General features: G+C 64.2%; 19 protein-coding genes. 11 read left to right on the plus strand and 8 right to left on the minus strand.

Annotated elements, in window-relative coordinates; all coding sequences use genetic code 11:
- Nucleotides 1-88 precede the first annotated feature (88 nt).
- Nucleotides 89-898 carry a pre-peptidase C-terminal domain-containing protein gene (locus tag ACN9MY_RS20220; RefSeq protein WP_426336044.1) on the plus strand — a complete coding sequence of 270 codons (810 nt, stop codon included), beginning with the start codon at nt 89-91 and terminating at the stop codon, nt 896-898.
- An 8-nt stretch (nt 899-906) separates the two neighbouring features.
- Here ACN9MY_RS20220 and ACN9MY_RS20225 read toward each other — a convergent pair whose 3' ends face one another.
- Both ACN9MY_RS20225 and ACN9MY_RS20230 read right to left on the minus strand, forming a co-directional pair.
- Nucleotides 907-2,442 (minus strand): hybrid sensor histidine kinase/response regulator, encoded by a 1,536-nt coding sequence (locus tag ACN9MY_RS20225; protein WP_426336045.1) that lies wholly within the window; start codon nt 2,440-2,442, stop codon nt 907-909.
- Nucleotides 2,435-3,928: an ATPase domain-containing protein gene (locus ACN9MY_RS20230; protein ID WP_426336046.1), complete on the minus strand. Its 1,494-nt coding sequence runs from the start codon at nt 3,926-3,928 to the stop codon at nt 2,435-2,437. Before ACN9MY_RS20230 ends, ACN9MY_RS20225 begins: the two co-directional genes overlap by 8 nt.
- A 317-nt stretch (nt 3,929-4,245) precedes the next feature.
- Between ACN9MY_RS20230 and ACN9MY_RS20235 the strand changes: the two genes are divergently transcribed.
- Nucleotides 4,246-5,421 (plus strand): MFS transporter, encoded by a 1,176-nt coding sequence (locus tag ACN9MY_RS20235; protein WP_426318447.1) that lies wholly within the window; start codon nt 4,246-4,248, stop codon nt 5,419-5,421.
- A gap of 2 nt (nt 5,422-5,423) precedes the next feature.
- On the opposite strand, the gene ACN9MY_RS20240 is transcribed toward ACN9MY_RS20235, so the two are convergent.
- The gene (locus ACN9MY_RS20240) at nt 5,424-6,113 is read right to left on the minus strand and encodes a hypothetical protein (RefSeq protein WP_426336047.1); all 690 of its coding nucleotides are present in this window, start codon (nt 6,111-6,113) and stop codon (nt 5,424-5,426) included.
- A 4-nt stretch (nt 6,114-6,117) separates the two neighbouring features.
- Nucleotides 6,118-6,732, minus strand: coding sequence for a transglycosylase domain-containing protein (locus tag ACN9MY_RS20245; RefSeq protein WP_426336048.1), 615 nt, complete (start codon nt 6,730-6,732; stop codon nt 6,118-6,120).
- Nucleotides 6,733-6,909: 177 nt separating this feature from the next.
- Between ACN9MY_RS20245 and ACN9MY_RS20250 the strand changes: the two genes are divergently transcribed.
- The 7 genes from ACN9MY_RS20250 (at nt 6,910) to ACN9MY_RS20280 (ending at nt 15,083) form a co-directional block, all read left to right on the plus strand.
- Entirely contained in the window at nt 6,910-8,151 is a 1,242-nt protein-coding gene (locus ACN9MY_RS20250) for a paraquat-inducible protein A (protein WP_426336049.1), read from the plus strand.
- Nucleotides 8,144-9,781: an intermembrane transport protein PqiB gene (locus ACN9MY_RS20255; RefSeq protein WP_426318451.1), complete on the plus strand. Its 1,638-nt coding sequence runs from the start codon at nt 8,144-8,146 to the stop codon at nt 9,779-9,781. The genes ACN9MY_RS20250 and ACN9MY_RS20255 overlap by 8 nt, the downstream gene beginning before the upstream one ends.
- Complete coding sequence (locus ACN9MY_RS20260) at nt 9,778-10,377, plus strand: PqiC family protein (protein ID WP_426336050.1); 600 nt, start codon at nt 9,778-9,780, stop codon at nt 10,375-10,377. The genes ACN9MY_RS20255 and ACN9MY_RS20260 overlap by 4 nt, the downstream gene beginning before the upstream one ends.
- A 65-nt stretch (nt 10,378-10,442) precedes the next feature.
- Nucleotides 10,443-11,327, plus strand: coding sequence for an AraC family transcriptional regulator N-terminal domain-containing protein (locus ACN9MY_RS20265; protein WP_426318453.1), 885 nt, complete (start codon nt 10,443-10,445; stop codon nt 11,325-11,327).
- 107 nt (nt 11,328-11,434) lie between these two features.
- Nucleotides 11,435-11,893: a (2Fe-2S)-binding protein gene (locus tag ACN9MY_RS20270; RefSeq protein ID WP_426162314.1), complete on the plus strand. Its 459-nt coding sequence runs from the start codon at nt 11,435-11,437 to the stop codon at nt 11,891-11,893.
- The gene (locus ACN9MY_RS20275; RefSeq protein ID WP_426318454.1) at nt 11,890-14,085 is read left to right on the plus strand and encodes a molybdopterin cofactor-binding domain-containing protein; all 2,196 of its coding nucleotides are present in this window, start codon (nt 11,890-11,892) and stop codon (nt 14,083-14,085) included. Before ACN9MY_RS20270 ends, ACN9MY_RS20275 begins: the two co-directional genes overlap by 4 nt.
- Nucleotides 14,085-15,083: an XdhC family protein gene (locus tag ACN9MY_RS20280; RefSeq protein ID WP_426318455.1), complete on the plus strand. Its 999-nt coding sequence runs from the start codon at nt 14,085-14,087 to the stop codon at nt 15,081-15,083. The genes ACN9MY_RS20275 and ACN9MY_RS20280 overlap by 1 nt, the downstream gene beginning before the upstream one ends.
- Here ACN9MY_RS20280 and ACN9MY_RS20285 read toward each other — a convergent pair.
- Both ACN9MY_RS20285 and ACN9MY_RS20290 read right to left on the minus strand, forming a co-directional pair.
- Nucleotides 15,036-15,905 (minus strand): acyl-CoA desaturase, encoded by an 870-nt coding sequence (locus tag ACN9MY_RS20285; RefSeq protein ID WP_426162317.1) that lies wholly within the window; start codon nt 15,903-15,905, stop codon nt 15,036-15,038. The two genes, ACN9MY_RS20280 and ACN9MY_RS20285, sit on opposite strands and share 48 nt — an antisense overlap.
- Before the next feature lie 66 nt (nt 15,906-15,971).
- Complete coding sequence (locus ACN9MY_RS20290; RefSeq protein ID WP_426162318.1) at nt 15,972-16,892, minus strand: LysR family transcriptional regulator; 921 nt, start codon at nt 16,890-16,892, stop codon at nt 15,972-15,974.
- A 112-nt stretch (nt 16,893-17,004) separates the two neighbouring features.
- Here ACN9MY_RS20290 and ACN9MY_RS20295 point away from each other — a divergent pair, with 112 nt between their 5' ends.
- Nucleotides 17,005-18,240 carry an MFS transporter gene (locus tag ACN9MY_RS20295; RefSeq protein WP_426318456.1) on the plus strand — a complete coding sequence of 412 codons (1,236 nt, stop codon included), beginning with the start codon at nt 17,005-17,007 and terminating at the stop codon, nt 18,238-18,240.
- Here ACN9MY_RS20295 and ACN9MY_RS20300 read toward each other — a convergent pair.
- Nucleotides 18,209-18,838, minus strand: coding sequence for a LysE family translocator (locus ACN9MY_RS20300; protein WP_426162320.1), 630 nt, complete (start codon nt 18,836-18,838; stop codon nt 18,209-18,211). The genes ACN9MY_RS20295 and ACN9MY_RS20300 overlap by 32 nt on opposite strands.
- Nucleotides 18,839-18,916: 78 nt before the next feature.
- Between ACN9MY_RS20300 and ACN9MY_RS20305 the strand changes: the two genes are divergently transcribed.
- The gene (locus ACN9MY_RS20305; protein ID WP_426162322.1) at nt 18,917-19,828 is read left to right on the plus strand and encodes a LysR family transcriptional regulator; all 912 of its coding nucleotides are present in this window, start codon (nt 18,917-18,919) and stop codon (nt 19,826-19,828) included.
- On the opposite strand, the gene ACN9MY_RS20310 is transcribed toward ACN9MY_RS20305, so the two are convergent.
- Nucleotides 19,809-20,060 carry a hypothetical protein gene (locus tag ACN9MY_RS20310; protein WP_426162323.1) on the minus strand — a complete coding sequence of 84 codons (252 nt, stop codon included), beginning with the start codon at nt 20,058-20,060 and terminating at the stop codon, nt 19,809-19,811. The genes ACN9MY_RS20305 and ACN9MY_RS20310 overlap by 20 nt on opposite strands.
- Nucleotides 20,061-20,605: the final 545 nt, after the last annotated feature.

Genomic DNA, 20,605 nt, shown 5'->3' on the forward strand with positions numbered 1-20,605 from the left:
CGTGACGCGCAGGCCGAATTGCCGTATCCTCCCGGAGCAGTATTGCCTTAAATACAACATTGTGAAATTATTTATTCCGGGAGACTACATGAAGAGCATATTGGGCGCCCTGGCGCTGGCATTTTGCGCAGCGCAGGTTTCGGCAAACGCCAACACGATTTACCTGACCCGCCACGCCGAGAAATCGGCCACCGGCACCGACCCTGTGCTGACCGCGGAAGGCCAGGTCCGCGCCACCAACATCGCCGCCACGCTGAAGGACGCCCAGGTCAGGCACATCTACTCGACGGCATACCAGCGCACGCAGCAGACTGCGCAACCCCTGGCCGCCTACCTGAACCTGCCGGTCACCACGTACGATGGCGGCCAACTGGCGACGTTCGCGCAGCAATTGCGCGCCTTGCCCGACAACGCGCTGGTAGTCGGCCATTCCGACACCACGCCCGAGCTGATCCGGCAACTAGGCGGCGATCCGGGCAGCGCCATCGCGGAAACGGAGTTCGACCGCCTGTACCAGATGACGTTTGGCGCGGACGGATCGGTCACCACCACCCTGCTGCATTCGATGCCAAGCACCCTGAACCTGCCTTGCGCCAGCGTGACGCTGAACCAGTCCAACCTGTCCGCCACGGCCGGCAACTGGCTGTACTTCAGCATCAACGTGCCGGAATGCGCGAATACCCTGAACGTGAACATGAGCGGCGGCAGCGGCGACGGCGACCTGTACGTCCGCTTTGGCGCGCAGCCGACTGCCAACGATTATGCTTGCCGCCCCTACAAGACCGGCAATGCCGAATCCTGCGCGCTGGCCAACCCGCAAGCCGGGACCTGGTACGTTGGCATCCGCTCCTACGCCACTTTCAGCGGCGTCTCGCTGAACGCCAGCGCGGCCCAGTAAGCACGCGGTCAGGCGCGCTGCAAGGCCTGATCCCGGATCTCGGACAGGTATTTGCGCAGCACATTCAAATCCACCGGCTTGACCAGGTAATGCTGCATGCCGGCGTCGGATGCGTGGCGGCGCGCCTCGTCGTGTCCCCAGCCGGTCATGGCGATGAAGACAATGTCTTCGCCGCCTTCCATCTCATGGATGCGCCGCGCCGCTTCATGGCCCTGCATGTCGGGCAGGCCGATATCCATCAGAATGGCATGAGGACGAAATCGTCCAGCCAGGGCGATCGCGGCCTGCCCGTCGTTGGCTTTGGCGACCGTGCAGCCCTCCATTTCCAGCATCACCTGCAGCATGTCCGCGCCATCTTCATTGTCGTCCACAACCATGATACGCAGCGAGTCATCGGAATGCGCCGAGGATGGTCCCGCAGCAGAGCGCTCCTTGCTGCGGCGCTCAGGCACCACGATCGGCATGCGCAGTACGAACTCGCACCCCTTGCCGACGCCCGCGCTGGCGACCGAGACGCTGCCACCATGCATGTTCGTGAAGCGCTGGGTCAGGCTAAGCCCGATCCCCAGGCCGCCGAGTGAATGCGAGCGCCCAGCCCGTCCCTGGACGAACAGGTCGAAGATGCGCGAGCACGCCTCCGGTTCAAGCCCGGCGCCATGGTCACGCACAGTGAACACGATATCCTTGTCGTCCACGTCGGCGTACAGGTGGATGGTCGAGCGTGGCGGCGAGAACTTGGCGGCGTTGCCCAGCACATTGGCCAGGCTTTGCACCAGGCGCGCACGGTCGCCGAACAACAGCACGCTGCCCGCCGGCTGGCGCAGGTCCAGCGTATGGCCCGCCGCGTCGATCTGCTGGCGGCAAATTTCCACCGCATGTTGCAGCACTGTCGCCAGGCTGACGCGCTCGCGTTGCAGTGCAACTTTGTCGTTGGTGATGCGGGCCACGTCGAGCAGGTCGTCCACCAGGCGCGTCAGGTGGCGCACCTGTCGTTCAACCACCTGGCTGATGCTGCGCACTTTGGGATCGGTGCCCGGTATGGTATTCAGCACATCCATCGCCGTGCGGATCGGCGCCAGCGGATTGCGCAACTCATGGCCAAGGATAGCCAGGAATTCATCCTTGCGGCGGTCGACCTCGCGCATTTCATACTGGCGGCGGCGGGCACGCCCAGCCGAGAGCGCCGCGCTCACCAGCGTTGCCCTGCGCACCGGGCGCTCCAGCAGCGTAACGTTGCCGACTTGCTCAAAGATCCTCTGCACTCCAGGCGAATCGAGCCCCTCCTTGCTCAATACCAGCACCGGCAAGTCGGACCAGGCCGGCTGGACAGCGAGGAAGCCCGTGATCTCGCGCAGGAATGCATCGTTGAAGGCCTCTTCGACCACGAACAAGCCTGCCGCCCCCTGCTGCAGTTCTTTCACCACATCGCCCAGTTCAGTGCAAATATGGCAGGCCAGGCGCGCCTGGCCCAGCACCTGGCCGATCAGGCGAGCATCCTTGCCGACCGGGGCAAATATGACGATACGATGCTCCAGCTCACTCATGCCCTGCTTCCTTCTTCCCGTTGGATATGCTCACGGGCACCCCGGTCAGGATGCCGCGGAAGCCTTTCAGCACGAGTCCCACTTCGATCCCCTTTTCGCCGATCGAGAAGGCGCGCAAGGTGGTTTCATGCTTGCTGCCGCGTTTCTTGAAGACCGACACGGCCTTGTGGATTGTGCCGTCGGCTTCGTAGTAGCGCAGCAGCAGCACATTATCGGCGAGGTAGCTGACGTCCACATTGGTGCCCGTCGGGCCGATCACGCCCTGTTGCACGCCGACCAGCATGGTCGCCACCCCACGCCGCCCCAGGTAGGTCAGCACTTCGCGCAATTGAATGGTGAGGAAGCGTGCTTCCGGCATCGCATTCATATAGCTATTCAAGCTATCGATCACGATCACCTTTGCCCCGTCGTCGGCAGCTTTGCAGACCGTGTGCGCAAACTGTCCCGGCGACAGTTCAGCCGGATCGATCTGGTTGACGGTCAGCAATCCCGCAGCCAGCGGCGTGCGCAAATCCATGCCGATGCCATCTGCGCGGTTCAGCAAGGTACTAAAATCCTCCTCGAAGACGAACATGGCTGCCTTCTGCCGACGGTCCGTGACGGCCTTGACGAATTGGGCCGCAAGGCTCGACTTGCCGGTGCCAGGCGGGCCCGAAATCAGGGTGCTGGAACCCTCTTCAATTCCGCCGCCAAGCAAGGCATCAAGGGACGGCAGCCCGCTTCTCACCTGGCCCCGCTGTACCAGCTCGCGTGAGTCTGCCGCCACAATGCGCGGATAGGCAACCGCGCCGCCGGAAATGATCACGTAGTCATGTGGCCCGCGCCGGAAGTCGATGCCGCGGTACTTCAGCACACGCAGCACGCGGCGTTCGGCCCCATAGCCCGATTCAAGCTGCTGCAGCGAAATCACGCCGTGCGCGATGCTGCGCACCTGTTGGTCGCCGCCCACGGCCGCTTTGTCGTCGAGGAACAGCGCGGTGCAGGCGCGCTTGGCGAAATACTGCTTCAGCGCCAGCACATGCCGCCGATAGCGCAAGGGATTGCCAGCCAGTAGCTGCAGTTCCGACAAGGAGTCGAGTACCACCCGGGTAGGACAGAGCCGCTCAATCTGCGCCAGGATCAAACGGTTGGTCTCGCCCAGCTCGATCTCAGAGGGATGAAACACGGTATATTGTTCGTCAGGATCAAGCACGCCTTCGGCTGGGATGATTTCGTGCACGGTGATGCCGTCCATCCGGAAGCCGTGCGATTGCGCCACCGCACGCAGTTCTACTTCGTTCTCCGCCAACGTAATGTATAGCACCGTTTCGCCGCGCTGGGCTCCCTCGATCAGGAACTGCAGCGCCATCGTGGTCTTGCCCGTTCCGGGATCGCCTTCCAGCAGGTACAGGCGCTCCTTGGTCAGCCCACCGGCCAGGATGGTGTCCAGGCCAGCAATGCCGGTCGAGATGAAGGCATCCGTCTGCTTGTTCTGCGGCTGGAGCATGGCTGTCCTGCACTAAGATTGTCGATAAAACACTATAGCAGGTGTTGCCGAACGGCTCGTTTCGATTGCCCTTTATTTGCGCACGATAACTTTCCTCAATTGAATCAATTACTTGCCTGGCCGTGCGCAGCCTTGTTAACAGGGTTTTCCACAGAAACCGTTAACAACTTCCGGTCGCCGAGCAACCATGGCAGGCAGCGGCAAGGCAAGAGAATTGTTGAATTCAAATCAAAAGTGTTTAGCAAATCCTGGGCTTAATCCGCAAATATTGCCCCGGTACACTGCGATCCATTGAAAAACTCCAGGAGTGTCTTCCAATGCGATCCTCTACCGCCCTGTTAGCCCTTGCCACTGGCGCCTTCGCCATCGGCACCACCGAATTTACCCCCATGGGCTTGCTGCCCGTGATCGCCGACGGCGTCAATGTCAGCATTCCCACCGCCGGCATGCTGGTTTCGGCCTATGCTGTCGGCGTCATGGCCGGCGCGCCGGTGATGACCTTGCTGTTCAGCCGCTTCGGCAAGCGTGCCGCCCTGATGGCGCTGATGCTGATCTTCACTGTCGGCAACGTGCTGTCGGCCTTTGCGCCGAGCTATACCACCCTGCTGCTGTCGCGCCTGATCACCAGCCTCAACCATGGCGCCTTCTTCGGCATCGGCGCCGTGGTGGCCGCCAGCGTCGTGCCGAAGGAGAAACAGGCCAGCGCCATCGCGGCCATGTTCATGGGCCTGACGGTCGCCAATATCGGCGGCGTGCCGGCCGCCACCTGGATCGGCCAGCAGGTCGGCTGGCGCGTCGCCTTTGGCGGCACCGCCGTGCTGGGGCTGGTCACCATCGCCGCGCTGTGGCTGGCCTTGCCCAAAGGAGAACCCGGCACGCCGCCCGACCTGCGCCGCGAACTGAAAGTGCTGGTGCGTCCCGAAGTGCTGCTGGCGATGGGCACGACCGTGATGGGTTCCGGCGCCATGTTTGCGCTCTATACCTATGTGGCGCCAATCCTGGCCGAGATCACCCACGCCGGCCCTGGCTTCGTCGCCTTTGCCCTGGTGCTGATCGGTGTCGGTTTCACGCTCGGCAACAGCCTGGGCGGCCGCCTGGCCGACTGGTCGCTCGATGGCGCCACCAAGCTGATTCTCGCTGCACTCGCCGTCACCATGGCGGTACTGCCGCTGGTCATGCAGACCGAGGCCGGCGCTGCCATTGGCCTCGTGATCTGGGGGGCTGCAGCTTTTGGCATCGTGCCGCCCGTGCAGATGCGCGTGATGCAGGCAGCGGCGCAGGCCCCTGGCCTGGCCTCCTCCGTGAACGTCGGCGCATTTAACCTGGGTAACGCGCTTGGCGCGGCGTTGGGCGGCGTGGTGATCAGCCAGGGCCTGGGCTATGGCGCGGTACCGCTGGTTGGCGCCGCGCTGGCTGCCGGCGGCCTGGCACTGGTCTGGCTTGGCAATGCCGGCCGCCGCGATGCGTCGGCCTCCGCCGCTTCCTCGGCTTGAACCTAGCCCGGCGCCTTGAACGGCATGTCTTTCATGGGTGGGCACTTCTTGCGAGGTGCCCAGTCCCACCAGCCATGGTTCTTAACGAGTTTCATCTTCCACTGACGCTTCTGGTCTGAAGCGCAAGTTGCGGTTGCCACCAGCTCGCCATTGGGCATCCAGGTCGGCATGCCCAGGTCGACGTAGCGGAACCTTTTATCGGGGTCCGAAATGAAGTTGTAGCCAGACCAGGACATCTCGCCGTTCACGGCATATACCGTCCACGCGTCGCCATCCAGCCCGCCCCCGTGCGAAGCGGCGAGATAGGCGCGGCGGTCTTCCGAGAACAGGACGCTGGTCCCGCCTTCCGTGACAGCGCCGGTCTGTTCGTTAATCAGCTTGCCGGTGAATTCGTAGGCATCTTCGACATTGACCAGGACGAAGCCTTCTTTGCGGTCGCAAAAATAGTAGTGGACGCCGTCCATCGGCTCGTCATAGGGCGGTTCGTCCTTGAACGATTGAACGCCCGCCTTGGTGCTGACCTTCAGCAGGTGGGCGCCTTTGCGCATCACCACGCCCGCGCCAAGCTTGCTGATGCGCGCTTGATCGCTTCCCGTACGGCTCGCGCATTCCAGTTCGAGGGGAGCTGCGTGCAGCGTGGCGCCGGCAAGCGCCAGCGAAGCGAGGAAGATCGATTGGGCGAGTTTTTTCATTGGTTTATTGATTCCGGAGCTGAACGTTCACCTGCATCAGGCGCTGGACAAACTGTGCAGGATTCCTGACCGGGTGGTACAGGTTAGGCGCCTTGATCATGGCAACCAGGCCCACGAATTCCTGCTCCGAAAGCCGGTCCAGTGGCTTGCCGTAGTAGCTGAGGGCCGCCGCACCGAAGCCGCGCACCTGCCTGCCCTCCTGGGTGCCCATATAGACCAGGGCCGAATAGGCGTCCAGTTGCTGGGGCTTGCCCAGCTTGCGGTCCAGCACCAGAGCCATCACGTCGCGCCCGATATCGATCTTTTTGCAGCAATCGAAGACGCCGCGGTAAAAGCGCTGGAACGCGCCTGTGGCGCCGTCAAACTGCGCCTCTCCGAGGTACACGCTGCGTGCGAGCGAAGACGTGATGGTCGCCAGTCCCTGCCCGCCAAAGACGCTCAAGCCCGAATGACGGTAAAAGTCCGGGTCTTCGACCTGCAGCAGGATCTCCACCTGGCGCGGCGACAGCGGCACGGCGGATGCCTGCGGCAGGTTCTGGACGGCCGCTGGAAAAGCCGTCCAGGCCCAGGCTGCGGCAACGGCGAGGTAGCCGGCCAGCGCAAGCAGCAATGCCAGCAAAGCCCTTTGTGCTAGTCGTGCTAATCGTGCCAGTTCCAATGCGTGTCCCGGTTCGTCTTTCGAATGGCCGCAGACTGTAGCCGAACTCGGGACCCGAAAGTCTATCGAATAGTCACAGTGCCGGGTTTCATGGCAAATGTCGTATCATGCTGGCATATTTCAGTTCCCGCCCAACGAGTGCATCGATACGACCTGATTAGCTGCCATGACTGCGGCGTGCTGCATCGCCGGCGCCCGGTGCGCCCGCGCGAAAAAGCGCGCTGCGTGCGCTGCCGCTCGATCATGTATCGGGGCATACATTCCGACGCCAGCCGCATGGCGGCCATCATCCTGACCGCCCTGATCGTGTATGTCATCGCCCAGTGCTTCCCGATCGTTGAACTGGAGGTGAACGGCAATGTCTCGCGCGCCACGCTGCTGGGAGCCATCGTGGTGCTGTGGCAGGGGCATATGCCGCTGGTAGCCGCGGCGGTCTTTCTGTTTACCATCCTGCTGCCGGCGGTCGAACTGCTGTCGCTGCTGCACGTCACGCTGTCGCTGGCGGGCGGCCACAAGCCAAAACTGTTCAATGTCCTGCTGTATGCCGTCCACCTGGCGCGGCGCTGGGGCATGACGGAAGTGCTGATGATCGGCATCCTCATCACCATCGTCAAGATGACCAGCCTGGCCACGGTGGTGCTGGAGCCGGGCCTGTTCGCGTTTGCAGCGCTGACGCTGATGCTCGCCATCGTGGTGTCGTTCGACCCCAAGATGCTGTGGAACCTGGGCGACGCCCTGGCGCCGCGGCCGGACGTTCCGCCGCCCGTTCCCCAGGCAGCGTTGTCATGCCACGTGTGCGGGCTGGTGTCGGCAGACAGCGGGACACGGCGGCAGGACTGCCCGCGCTGCCACGCGCGCCTGCACCACCGCCATCCGGACAGCCTGGGCCGCACCTGGGCCCTGCTGATTGCCGCCGCCATCCTGTACGTTCCTGCCAACCTGCTGCCCGTGATGTACACCCACTCCCTGTTCGGCCTGGAGGACGACACCATCATCAGCGGCGTGCTGTATTTCTGGGACAGCGGTTCGCCCGCCCTGGCCTCGATCATCTTCGTCGCCAGCATCCTGGTACCGCTGCTGAAGCTGGCCGCCCTGTCGCTGCTGGCATGGACTGCACAGCGCCGTTCGCGCTGGCGGCCGCTACAGCGCACCAGGCTTTACCGCATGGTGGAATTCGTAGGACGCTGGTCGATGCTGGACATCTTCGTCATCACCCTGACCGTGGCCCTGGTACGCTTCCAGACGCTCGCCACCATCACCGCCGGCCCCGGGGCCCTGGCGTTTTGTGCCGTCGTGGTGCTGACCATGCTGGCATCGATGCAATTCGACCCGCGCCTGATCTGGGATCCCGTCCCGCCCAATGGAGAACAACATGCCTGAACACGACGGCGCCCCAGCCAATACCGCCGGTGCTCCCCTGCCCCAGCCCCAGGTCGACAGCGCCAGCCACTGGCTGCCTTCGCTGGTATGGCTGCTGCCCCTGCTTGCGGCGCTGGTCGGTATCGGCCTGGTGGCCAAGTCCTACTTCGACGAAGGGCCGACCGTGGTGGTCAGCTTCCGCAGCGGCGAAGGACTCGAAGCCGGCAAGACCAAGGTGAAATACAAGGACGTGGACGTCGGCCAGGTGCGCGCGATTTCCCTGTCGCCGGACCTGAGCAAGGTGCTGGTCACCATCGACATGAACAAGGATGCGCGCCGCTTCACCGCGGCCGATACCCGCTTCTGGGTGGTCAAGCCGCGCATCGGCGTGAGCGGCGTCTCGGGCCTCGGCACGCTGCTGTCAGGCGCCTATATCGGAGTCGACGCCGGCAAGTCGAAGGACAGCAGCCACGAATTCACGGGCCTGGAAAAAGTGCCGCAAGTGGCGGGCGACCAGAAAGGCACGCACTACACGCTGCACGGCGAGTCGCTCGGTTCGATCGACGCCGGCTCTCCAGTCTTTTATCGCCGCATCCCGGTCGGCCAGGTGATCAGCTATGAGCTGGAAAACAACGGCCAGGGGGTTGCCATCCGGGTCTTCGTCAACGCGCCTTACGACCAGTACGTGGGCAAGAGCACGCGCTGGTGGCATGCCAGCGGCGTCGACCTGCAGCTCGACTCGGGCGGGTTCAAGCTGAATACGCAATCGGTGGCGGCCATGCTGGTTGGCGGCATCGGCTTCGAATCGGTCACCGGCCGCAAGCCCGACACCGTGGCCGCCGCGGGCACCGAATTCCCGCTCGCGGCCGACCAGGCCCGCGCGATGCGCGAGCAGGATGGCGCACCGATCACCACCGTGTTCTACTTCAACCAGTCGCTGCGCGGGCTCTCGCCCGGCGCGCCGGTGGACTTCCGCGGCATCGTGCTGGGCGAGGTGCGTTCTGTAGGCGTGGAGTTCGACCCGGTCAAGAAGGACTTCCGCATGCCCGTCACGGTGGACATGTATCCGGGCCGCCTGGGCCGCCGCTTCCAGGAGACGGTTACCGACGAGAAGGACCGCAACGCCGGCCCGCTGGTGCTCGAGCGCATGGTCAGCCACGGCTTGCGCGGCCAACTGCGCACCGGCAACCTGCTGACCGGCCAGCTGTATATTGCGCTGGACTTCTTCCCCAACGCGGCGCAGGTCAAGCTGGACATGAACGCCTACCCGGTCGAAGTGCCGACCGTGCCGAACGCGCTGGACGAACTGCAGGCGCAGATCGCCAGCATCGCGCGCAAGCTGGACAAGGTGCCGTTCGACCAGATCGGCAACAACCTGCGCGACTCCCTGAAGAGCGCCGACAACCTGTTCAGGAAGGTCGATTCTCAGCTCGTGCCGGAACTGCAGTCCACGCTGGGCGAGGCGCGCCAGACCTTCGGCGCGGCGCAGCAGGTGCTGCAGCAGGATTCGCCGGTGCAGTCCGACCTGCGTTCAGCCTTGCAGCAACTGACGCAAACCCTGCAATCGCTCAATGAACTGTCGGATTACCTGCAGCGCCATCCGGAAGCGCTGATCCGCGCCAAACCCCAGCCTGCGAAGGAGAACAAATGATGCGCTGGCAATCTCTGTCAGGCGGCGTAGTGCTTGCCTTGTCGCTGGCCGGCTGCGCAAGCCCGCCGCCGGAACGCTTCTATAGCCTCAGCAACGGCATGGCCCCTGCCGCCAGCGTGCCCAATCCGGGCTACTACATCGAGGTGCAGAATGTGACTGTGCCGCAGCAGGTGTCGCGCAGCCAGCTGGTGGTGACTTCCGGCGAAGGGCGCGTCGACCTGCTGGAGCAGGAGCGCTGGTCCTCGCCGCCGGCAGCGGAGATCGGGCAGGCCCTGTCACTGGCCATTTCAGGCGAACTTGGCGCCATCGATGTGTTCCGCACCCCGCAGCCGGAAAAGGCCACGGTCTACCGCATCAACACCAATGTGCAGCGCTTTGAATCGGCGCCAGGCAACTATGCGCTGCTGGACGCCGTATGGAGCGTGCGCGTGGCGGGCAGCGCGCAAGTGCTGGCCTGCCGCAGCACCGCCCGTGAAGAAGTGGGCGCCGGCTATGACGCGCTGGTGATGGGCCACCGCCGCGCGATAGCCCGGGTGGCGGCGGATATCGCGAAAGCCGTGCGCAGCCAGGCGGCCGGCAAAGGCGTTTGCCCTTGACCGTTTTCTGCGCGTGGGAAATCCTGGCTCATGAACAAACCGGGCCGTGATGTTATGCTAGCCGCATGAAAACCCTGGCTGAAGCTGTCGCACAATGGACCGAGGACGCGGAAGACTACCAGTCCCCCATTGCCAACCTGTACCTGTACCGCCGCAATGAGCCGACTCCGCCGAACGTCTGCCTGGTAGAACCCAGCATCGTGATGGTCGCGCAAGGCGCCAAGCAACTGGTCATCGGCGAGCAATGCTACCGCTACGATGCACAGCGCTTCATGGTGACCGCGCTGAACCTCCCCGGCAGCTCGCAAGTACTGGAAGCGACTCCGGAGCAGCCTTGCCTTGGCCTGGTCTACAAGCTTGACCTGCGCACCATCACCGAATTGTCCACGCACAGCAGGCTGCCCCTGGCGGCCGACGTTTCCAGCCAGGGCGTGGCGGCCATCGGCAGCCTGACGCCCGCGCTGGCGGATCCTTTCCGGCGCCTGATCGCCTTGCTGGACGAGCCGGAGTCCCTGTCGGTGCTGGCGCCGCTGGTCGAGCGCGAGATCCACTACCGGCTGCTGCTCAGCGACCAGTCCGCACGCCTGCGCCAGATTGCCTCCACCGGCAGCCAGGGTTTCCGCATTGCGCGCGCACTCGACTGGCTGCGCGTGCATTACGCCCAGCCGCTGCGCCTGGACGAACTGGCGGCACACGTGAAAATGAGCACGTCCAACCTGCACCTGCATTTCCGCCAGCTGACTGCGATGAGCCCTTTGCAGTACCAGAAATGGCTGCGCCTGAACGAAGCGCGGCGCCTGATGCTGAACGAACACCTGGATGCCGCCAGCGCCGCGTTCAGGGTCGGCTACGAAAGCCCTTCGCAGTTCAGCCGAGAGTACAGCCGCCTGTTCGGCGCCCCGCCCAAGCGCGATATCGACAGCATGCGGCGCGAAGCCGCTGCTGCCTGAAGCGCCAAAGAGGATCAGGCAAGAAATCGGTGGGATTGTGCTATCAGTAGCGAAAATCCGCTCCCTAGAATGCAAGCTTGCATTTCCACATGAGCGGAGAGTACGGAATGATCACACTGAATATCAATGGCACGACGACACGCGTTGACGTCGCCGCCGACACCCCATTGCTATGGGTGCTGCGCGACAAGCTGCAGCTGACCGGCACCAAGTACGGCTGCGGCATGGGCCTGTGCGGCGCCTGCACGGCGCACCTGGACGGCACGCCGATCCGCTCCTGCAGCACGCCCGTTTCGGCCGCTGTCGGGAAAAAAATCGTCACCATCGAAGGCGTCGACCGCGCGCGCATCGGCAAGGTGGTGCAGGAAGCCTGGAAAAAGCTGGACGTGGTGCAGTGCGGCTACTGCCAGTCCGGCCAGATCATGAGCGCTGTCGCCCTGCTGGAAGGCAATCGCAAGCCATCGAACGCTGACATCGACGCAGCCATGGCCGGCAACATCTGCCGCTGCGCCACCTACGTGCGCATCCGCGCCGCCATCCACGAAGCCGCACAGGAGCTGGCATGAACATCACGTCCCCTCGCATTGAAAATGGCAGCCGCCGCGACTTCCTGCGCAGCGCAGTGCAGGCTGCCGCCGGCCTGACGCTGGCAATCTACCTGCCCGGCACGCAAGCCGCAACCGCTGCCGCCGCAGCACCGGAATTCGAACCAAACGCCTTTGTCCGCATTGGCACGGACGGCACGGTCACCGTCATCGCCAAGCACGTTGAAATGGGCCAGGGCGCCTACACCGGCCTTGCCACGCTGGTCGCGGAAGAACTTGACGCAGCCTGGTCGCAGGTGCGCGTGGAAGGCGCGCCTGCTGACGCGCGCCGCTACAACAACCTGGCATTCGGACCGGTCCAGGGCACGGGCGGCAGTACCGCCATGGCCAACTCCTGGGAACAGATGCGCAAAGCCGGCGCCAGCGCGCGAGCCATGCTGGTATCGGCCGCCGCCGCGCAATGGAAAGTCCCTGCCGGCGAGATCCGCGTCAGCGAAGGCATCGTCAGCCACGGCGCGCGCAAGGCCGGCTTCGGCGAATTGGCGCCCGCCGCGGCACTGTTGCCGGTGCCGGCCGACGTGCCGCTGAAATCACCGGAAAACTTCAAGCTGATCGGCAAGCATGCGCCGCGCAAGGACAGCGCGGACAAGGTCAATGGCCGCGCCCAATTCACCCAGGACGTGCACCTGCCCGGCATGTTGACCGCCGTAGTCGCCCGCCCGCCGCGCTTTGGCGCCACGGTCAGGTCATTTGACGCGCGCAAGGCAAAGGCCGTCAAGGGCGTGGTCGACGTGGTGCAGATCCCGACCGGCGTGGCAGTGCTGGCGCACGATACCTGGAGCGCAAAGAAAGGCCGCGACGCGCTCAGGATCGACTGGGATGAGTCCCGTGCCTTCAAATTGGACAGCGAGGAAATTCTCGCGCAGTTCCGCGCGCTGGCGCAGCAGCCTGGCCTGGTGGCCCACAGTTCCGGCGACGCCGAGGCTGCCCTCTCCCGCCCGGGCCGCGTGCTGCGCGCCGCCTATGACTTCCCCTATCTCGCACATGCGGCGATGGAGCCCTTGAACTGCGTCGTGCGCATCGGCGAAGGAGAGTGCGAGTTGTGGTACGGCGCCCAGTTCCAGTCCATCGACCAGCCTTCGGTCGCCGCCCTGCTTGGCCTGCCGCCGGAAAAAGTGAAGATCAACATGCTCTACGCCGGCGGCAGCTTCGGCCGCCGCGCCAGCAAGGACGCGGACTACGTGCTGGAGGCGGTGCAGATCGCCAAGGCCAGCAAGTCCCGCGCACCGATCAAGATGGTCTGGATGCGCGAAGACGATATGCGAGCCGGCTACTACCGCCCTGCCTTCCACCATGCACTGGAAGCATCGCTGGGTGAAGATGGCCGCCCGACGGCCTGGCGCCACCGCCTGGTCGGCCAGTCGATCATCGCCGGCACGGCATTCGCCGGCATGATGATCAAGGACGGCGTTGATGCGGTGTCCGTCGAGGGTGCGGCCAATCTTCCGTATGGCATCCCGGCCTTGCGCGTCGAGCTGCACACGCCGACCAATATTGGCGTGCCGGTGCTCTGGTGGCGCTCGGTCGGCTCGACCCACACCGCTTACTCCACCGAGACCTTTATCGACGAACTGGCCAGCAGCGCGGGGCAGGACCCGGTTGCCTACCGCCTGGCGCTGCTCGGCAAGCATCCTCGCCACGCGGGCGTGCTGAAACTCGCCGCGGAAAAGGCCGGCTGGGGCCAGCCGCTGCCGGCCGGTGCGGCCGGTACCCGGCGCGGGCGCGGCATCGCCGTTCATGAGTCCTTCGGCAGCTTCGTTGCCGAAGTGGCTGAAGTGACAGTGAATGCCGATGGCAGCTTCAGTGTCGACCGCGTGGTGTGCGCCGTGGACTGCGGCATGGTCGTCAATCCCGACGTGGTGCGCGCGCAGGCCGAAGGCGGCGTCGGCTTCGCGCTGTCGGGGGCGCTGCATGGCGCCATCACGCTGAAGGGCGGCGTGGTGGAACAGTCCAACTTCCACGACTACGCGCCAATCCGGATCAACGAAATGCCCAAGGTGGAAGTGCACATCGTCCCCTCGGCCGAGAAGCCGACCGGCATCGGTGAACCGGGCGTGCCGCCGCTGGCGCCTGCCCTGGCGAACGCGCTTGCCGCGGCAACCGGCAAACGGGTGCGCAGCCTGCCGATCCGTACAGAGGAGCTGAAGGCCTGATGGAGAGTGTTGACCTGCAGGTGCTGGAAGCCGCCCGCCGCTGGGCGGCTGAAGGGCGGCGCTACGCATTGATCACCGTGGCGCATACCTGGGGCTCGGCGCCCCGTCCCTCCGGCTCCTGGCTGGCGATACGCGACGACGGCATGGCCATCGGTTCGGTGTCGGGTGGCTGCGTCGAAGACGACATCATCGCCCGCATGCGCGAGGGCCGCCTTGGGGACCGCCTGCCGTTCAGCCTTGACTACGGCGTCACGCAGGACGAGGCAGCGCGCTTTGGCCTGCCTTGCGGCGGCGCGCTGCAGTTGGTGGTCGAACCGCAGCCGGATGCCGCGCAGCTGGACGAACTGGCCCGGCGCCTGGAGCGCGGCGAGCTGGCCGTGCGCGAAGTGGACCTGGCGCGCGGCGCCACCAGCCTGGCTGGCGCACAGCGCGGCGACGTGTTGAGCTGGGACGGCCAGCGCCTGCGCACCGTCCATGGCCCGCAATGGCGGCTGTTCATCGTCGGCGCCGGCCAGATTTCCTATTACCTTGCCCAGATGGCGCAGGCACTGGACTACGACATCACGATATGCGAACCGCGCGACGAGTACGGCGCCGAATGGCGTGTGGCCGGCACCAGGCTGCTCACCGCCATGCCCGATGACGCCTTCCTGTCCATGCAGGCGGACTCGCGCTGCGCTGTCGTCGCGCTGACGCACGACCCGAAGCTGGACGACATGCTGCTACTGGAAGCCCTGCGTTCGCCGGCCTTCTATGTCGGCGCGGTCGGCTCCCGCACGAATGACGCCAAACGGCGCGAACGGCTGTCGCGCCACTTCGACTTTTCGCAGGAGGAACTGGCAAGGCTGCACGGGCCTATCGGCCTGCCCATCGGCAGCCATACGCCGCCCGAAATCGCCGTCGCCATCGTGGCGGAGATGACCGCCGTGCGCCACGGCGCGCCGATTGCCTTATCGAAGGTGCCAAACCAGCCCAAGCTTCTCGAACCCGCGAATTAGCCATCCGCCAGCATCGAGATGCTTCGGCTCGTTCATCGCAGAAGCAGGACGCCAGTGATGGTGGCTGTGCAAGCCCTCGCCCAGCAGGAGCAAGGCAAAGAAAATATTGTCGCGCGCCTCGCTGTCGCTGCCGGCCACCTTCTGGCCAAACAGGTGGCCGAAGGAATTGACCGACCAGGTCAACTGGTGCAGCAAGGCGACCCTTGCAGCACCAGCCCAGAAGACGCACCTGGCCATCTCGCCTTCGCCGCCAAGCAAATATCCGAAGGCTCCAGGCAGGACCAGGCCCAGGGCGACGATCGGCCAGTAGTACCTGGACAGGACGGCGATGCTGCGGTCGGCAAGGCAGTCAGGGGCATAGCGCCCCGGCTGCGACACGCGCCCGTAAATCATCCATCCCATATGCGCATGAAACCAGCCGTGCAGGCGATTCGGAATCGGGCCGCGGTCGGAATACCATGGCGAATGGGGATCGAATTGTTTGTCGGCGAAACGATGGTGGCGCCGATGATCGGCTACCCAGCGCGTGATATCGCCCTGCATCGCCCAGGTCCCGAGCACGCCCAGGCAGACCTTGATGAAGCCACTGGTCTTGAAGGCATGGTGCGTGAAGTAGCGATGCATGCCGATGGCGACGCCTACCACGGTCATGGCAAAGAAGACGGCAAAGAGCAGCAATGTCGTGGCGGTTGGCGCCAACTGCTTTTCGCTGCCAGACGCAATCGCCGCCATCAACAGCCAGGGCAGGAAGATGGACGCCAGGTTCAGCACCCGGTTACCCCAGTTCTCTCTTGCGTCTTGCGAGATATACGGATCCTTCATCGCCGATGCTCGAATTATTTTAACAACAATATACTATTATCAATCTTCCTCTACCGCAACAATGGCTCACGCGGCTGCGCGCTGCAGGTCCGGCTCGGCCTCGAACAAGGCCTCCAGCCAGCGCGCGAATACCTGCAGCTTGGGCGACGCCATGCGGCCCTGGGGATAGACCAATGAAACAGGCATCGGAGTCGGCGGCGTGTCGTGCAACACCTGCACCAGCGCGCCGCTGGCGAGGTGGCTGCGGACAAGGTAGGTAGCCGTCTGCACCAGGCCAAGCCCCTGCAGGCCGAGCGTGACATAGCCTTCCGCATCGTTTGTCGCGAGGGCGCCGGCCATATCGATCTTGCGCACGCCGCCAGCATCGTTGAAGGCCCAGTCGAAGGCACGGCCGGTACGGCCTGAGTAGTGCAGGATCGCCGTGTGCTGCGCCAGTTCCTCCAGCGATCGCGGCACGCCGCGCGCGGCGAGATAAGAAGGAGCCGCGCAGGTCACGAAGCGCATGGTGCCGATCTGGCGCCCGATCAGGGCTGAGTCCTGCAGTTCGCCCACGCGCAGGGCGCAATCGACGCCTTCACGGACCAGGTCTGTCAGCCGGTCGCTGAGCGTGAGTACCAGCTCGACGCCGGGATAGGCACGACAGAATTCCCCCAGCTGCGGCAAGACCACATTGCGCCCTACCGCGCCGCCCAGCTCGACGCGCAGCCTGCCCTGCGGCGCGGCGCCATCGCTGGTTCGATATGGCGCTTCAGCTTCGTCCACCGCCGCGAGAATCGCCAGGCAATGCCGGAAGTAGGCCGCGCCGTCGCTGGTCAGCGAAAGCGTGCGTGTGGTTCGCTGCAGCAATTGCGTGCCGAGATAGGCTTCCAGCTTCTGGATGGTTGCCGTCAGCGCGGCGCGCGGCAAGTCGAGCGTTTCAGCCGCCTTGGTGTAGCTGTTTGATTCCACGATGCGGACGAAGGTTTGCATGGCTTTCAAGCGGTCCATGGCACTCCAATTGTTCATTTAATGTGAAAAGTATAGGCTATTTGTTGGCCAATTATCTTTGCGGCCGCATCCCGCAGAATGGCTTCAGTCTTTCCACTACTGGAGTTTCAACATGAAGAACGATATTTCACGCAGCATGGTGGCCCTGCTGGCCGGCGCCAGCGGACTGATAGTCGCCAGCCTGTATTACGCACAAACCCTGGTCGGCCCTATCAGCGCAGCGACCGGACTGCCGCCCGCAGCGGCGGGCCTGATCGTGACCCTGACCCAGGCCGGCTATGCGCTTGGCCTGCTGTTCGTGGTCCCCCTTGGCGACCTGCTGGAAAACCGCAAACTGGTGTTTTGCGCCCTGCTCTTCGCAGCTGCAGCTCTCGCCGCAGCGGCCGCGAGCCACAACGCCGCGCAGTTCCTTGCCGCCTCGCTGGCCATCGGTCTCGGTTCGGTGGCCGCCCAGGTGCTGCTCCCCTTCGCCGCCCATCTGTCGCAAGAATCGACGCGAGGGCAGACTGTGGGCAAGGTGGTAAGCGGACTGCTGCTGGGGATCATGCTGGCCCGGCCTGCGGCGAGCCTCATTGCCGATCACGCCAGCTGGCGCGCAGTGTTCGCCCTTGCATCCGTGCTGGTCGCGATGCTGGCCTTCGTACTGCGCGCCCGGCTGCCGCAACGCATTCCGGACGCAACGCTTTCCTACGGCCGCCTGATTGGATCGCTGTGGCACCTTTTCCGCGACACGCCCGTGCTGCGCCGCCGCGCCGCGTATCACGCTGGCCTGTTTGGCGCCTTCAGCATGTTCTGGACGGTCGTGCCGCTGGTGCTGGAAGGCGAACGCTTCCAACTGTCACAGACAGGCATTGCCTTGTTCGCGCTGGTCGGCATGGCAGGTGCAGTGGCATCGCCTGTCGCCGGGAAGCTGGCGGACCAGGGTTATACGCTGCCGGCGACAGCTGCGGCGCTCCTGCTCGGGATTCTCGGCTTTGCGCTGCCCCTGTGGATGCCCGATTCGCGCGCCATTGCGATCGGCGTGCTGGTCATCGCCTCCATCGTGCTCGACATGGGAGTGGCGGCCAACCTTGTGCTCGGGCAGCGCGCCTTGTTTGCCCTGGGCGCCGAAGTACGCAGCCGCTTGAATGGCATCTATTTCGCGCTATTCTTCGCAGGCGGCGCCCTGGGCTCGGCGACCGGCGCCTGGGTGCTGGCAAGCCACGGCTGGCGCGCCGCCCTGTTGACGGGCATCGCCTTCCCGGCCGCTGCACTGCTTTATTGGATTTCGGAAGCGCTGGCATCGCGCGCTGCGCCACGCCAGCCCTTGGCAGCTATCATTCGAAAGCCAGGAGGATCGCAAGGCTGATGAACAACACGGCAGTGCCGCGCTGCAGGATCGCCATCCGTGGACCGGACACGATCCGTGAGCCTGCCGTGGCAGCCAGCAGCACATAGCTCAGGTGCGCGACCAGGGTACACGCAACAAAGGTCAGGCTAAGCAACAGGAAGCGCGCCAACTCTATCTCGCCCGGCGGCATAAATTGCGGGAACACTGCGGCAAAGAACAGGATCGCCTTGGGGTTGCTGCAAGCGACCAGCATGCCGCGCCGGAATACCGCGCCGCGGCTGCTGCCTTCTGGCGCGCTTGCCAGGGCCGCCGCCCCAACCTGCCCCGCATTGCGCCATTGCTTGACGCCCAGCCAGGCGAGATAAGCGGCACCGCCCAGCTTCAGGGCGGAAAAAGCCGCAGGCCAGGCCTTGAACAAGACGCCCATGCCGCCGACGGCCACGCAAGCGACCAGGAATACCCCGACGGCGTTGCCGGCGGAGCTGTACGCGGTTCGGCGTGCGCCCAAGGTCAGTGTGGTGGAAACCGCCAACAGCACGGCAGGGCCTGGGCTGAAGGTGGCGGCAAGAGCCATGGCGAGGAACGCCAGCCAAAGGGAGAAAGTCATGGTTGTCATGCCGCCAGTATCCTTCCTGCAGCCGGGATTAAAAATACCGTAAAATTAACAACATCTTTAACTCATGATTAACAATGCATGGACAAGATGCGCAGCATGGAGGTTTTTGTCCGCGTGGTGGATGCCGGCAGCTTCAGTGCCGCAGCCCGAACCCTCGACATGTCGACCGTCATGGTCAGCAAGCACATTGCCGCCCTGGAACAACTGGTCGGTGCGCGCCTGCTGCACCGGACCACGCGCAGCCAAAGCCTTAGCGAGATCGGCCAGCAATACGCCGAGCAATGCCGGCATATCCTGCAGCTGGTGCACGCGGCGGAGAGCGGCGCCCTCGCCATGCGCACGGTCCCGCGCGGTACGCTGAAGATCAGCGCGCCGGCGGCGTTCGGCAGCCGCTGCCTGGCCCCGGCCATGGCGGAATACCTGGAAACCTATCCTGAGGTCAACCTCGAGCTCGACCTCTCCAACCGTTTGTCCGACCTGGTGGAAGAAGGCCTCGATGCCGCGATCCGCATCGGCCCCTTGAAGGACTCCACCCTGGTGGCCCGGCCGCTGACGTCTTTGCAGATGATGGTCTGCGCCGCACCAGCCTACCTGGCGCGCCATGGCACGCCCCGCACGCCCGGAGAACTGTCGCAGCACCGCTGCCTGGACTTCTCCCACTGGCGCCATGATGCGCGCTGGCGTCTCGGTCAGCTCGGTACGGAAGAAAGCACCTCACCCCATTGCCGCATGCGCTCGAACAATGGCGAAGCCTTGCGCCTGGCGGCAGTCGCAGGCCTGGGCCTGGTGATGCAGGCCGACGCCGTCCTGGCCGACGAAATTGCCGCCGGCCGGCTGGTGCCTATCCTGCGCGCTTACTGGCCGACGCCACGCCCGATGCACCTGATCTATCCGCGCGACCGGCAGTCGACGCCCAAGCTGGCCAGCTTTGTGGAGTTCGTGGTGCAGCGCTTTGGCGCGGCAGCGCCCCTCAGAGAAAAGGCCAGCTAAGGATGCCTTTGGCGTGCAGTACCGGGCGCAGCACCAGGTATCCCACCGCCAAGCCGATTGCCAGCACGCTGCGCGCATCGCCCATGGCAGCGAGGAACACACCGCCAACGGTAATGGCGGCCACCAGCACCATCAGCCAGACTTCAATACTGGCGAAGAAAGGCGCAGCCCGACGCCACGTGGCCATCATCAGCTTGAATGCTTCGCGGGGAGTCTTGACTGGCTTTTGCATGAAATTCCACCAACTGTGCCAATTGCACAAAAATCGAGGCCGCAAATGAAAAATCCCCGCCGAGGCGAGGATTCTTCATTCTTTTGGAGGCGAGGGCCGGAATCGAACCGGCGTACACGGCTTTGCAGGCCGTCGCACGCTTTTAAAATCAAGCACTTACAACGCTGCTACCCTACTGGCTACCGTACTGCCTATTTAAGCGGCAATTATAGCATCCCCTTCCCATCGATACCTTGCCGCCGGGCAACCTACTTCGATCCCACCACAGTGCCACCTGCGACCGGCTTAGTCTCGGTCCTTTGCTTAACTTTGCAATAGCCCGCGATAGAACTGGTGTTCCATGAGCGATCTCCATTGCATCGAATCCGGCCCAGGTTGAACCTAACCGCCGCGCGCGCGCAAACCGCGCCACAATGTCAGCGGCACTAATGCATTCTTCCCCAGGCAAGATTTTCCGCATCTTTTCCATTGTCATCGGTAGTAGTTGATTCAGTAGCGACGCTGGGCCACGAACCCGCCAGCAGTCCTCCAACATCGCGGAACCC

This window comes from Pseudoduganella sp. R-31 (assembly GCF_049913235.1).
In the GTDB taxonomy this organism is placed as follows: Bacteria; Pseudomonadota; Gammaproteobacteria; order Burkholderiales; family Burkholderiaceae_D; genus Rugamonas.

What these genes read in the sequence shown, in the direction of transcription:
- ACN9MY_RS20270 (WP_426162314.1), top strand. Translation starts at nt 11,435, where the DNA reads ATGATCACACTGAATATCAATGGCACGACGACACGCGTTGACGTCGCC.
- ACN9MY_RS20230 (WP_426336046.1), bottom strand. Translation starts at nt 3,928, where the DNA reads ATGCTCCAGCCGCAGAACAAGCAGACGGATGCCTTCATCTCGACCGGC.
- ACN9MY_RS20300 (WP_426162320.1), bottom strand. Translation starts at nt 18,838, where the DNA reads ATGACAACCATGACTTTCTCCCTTTGGCTGGCGTTCCTCGCCATGGCT.
- ACN9MY_RS20285 (WP_426162317.1), bottom strand. Translation starts at nt 15,905, where the DNA reads ATGAAGGATCCGTATATCTCGCAAGACGCAAGAGAGAACTGGGGTAAC.
- ACN9MY_RS20295 (WP_426318456.1), top strand. Translation starts at nt 17,005, where the DNA reads ATGAAGAACGATATTTCACGCAGCATGGTGGCCCTGCTGGCCGGCGCC.
- ACN9MY_RS20265 (WP_426318453.1), top strand. Translation starts at nt 10,443, where the DNA reads ATGAAAACCCTGGCTGAAGCTGTCGCACAATGGACCGAGGACGCGGAA.
- ACN9MY_RS20305 (WP_426162322.1), top strand. Translation starts at nt 18,917, where the DNA reads ATGGACAAGATGCGCAGCATGGAGGTTTTTGTCCGCGTGGTGGATGCC.
- ACN9MY_RS20225 (WP_426336045.1), bottom strand. Translation starts at nt 2,442, where the DNA reads ATGAGTGAGCTGGAGCATCGTATCGTCATATTTGCCCCGGTCGGCAAG.
- ACN9MY_RS20240 (WP_426336047.1), bottom strand. Translation starts at nt 6,113, where the DNA reads ATGAAAAAACTCGCCCAATCGATCTTCCTCGCTTCGCTGGCGCTTGCC.
- ACN9MY_RS20310 (WP_426162323.1), bottom strand. Translation starts at nt 20,060, where the DNA reads ATGCAAAAGCCAGTCAAGACTCCCCGCGAAGCATTCAAGCTGATGATG.
- ACN9MY_RS20255 (WP_426318451.1), top strand. Translation starts at nt 8,144, where the DNA reads ATGCCTGAACACGACGGCGCCCCAGCCAATACCGCCGGTGCTCCCCTG.
- ACN9MY_RS20235 (WP_426318447.1), top strand. Translation starts at nt 4,246, where the DNA reads ATGCGATCCTCTACCGCCCTGTTAGCCCTTGCCACTGGCGCCTTCGCC.
- ACN9MY_RS20290 (WP_426162318.1), bottom strand. Translation starts at nt 16,892, where the DNA reads ATGGACCGCTTGAAAGCCATGCAAACCTTCGTCCGCATCGTGGAATCA.
- ACN9MY_RS20275 (WP_426318454.1), top strand. Translation starts at nt 11,890, where the DNA reads ATGAACATCACGTCCCCTCGCATTGAAAATGGCAGCCGCCGCGACTTC.
- ACN9MY_RS20220 (WP_426336044.1), top strand. Translation starts at nt 89, where the DNA reads ATGAAGAGCATATTGGGCGCCCTGGCGCTGGCATTTTGCGCAGCGCAG.
- ACN9MY_RS20260 (WP_426336050.1), top strand. Translation starts at nt 9,778, where the DNA reads ATGATGCGCTGGCAATCTCTGTCAGGCGGCGTAGTGCTTGCCTTGTCG.
- ACN9MY_RS20280 (WP_426318455.1), top strand. Translation starts at nt 14,085, where the DNA reads ATGGAGAGTGTTGACCTGCAGGTGCTGGAAGCCGCCCGCCGCTGGGCG.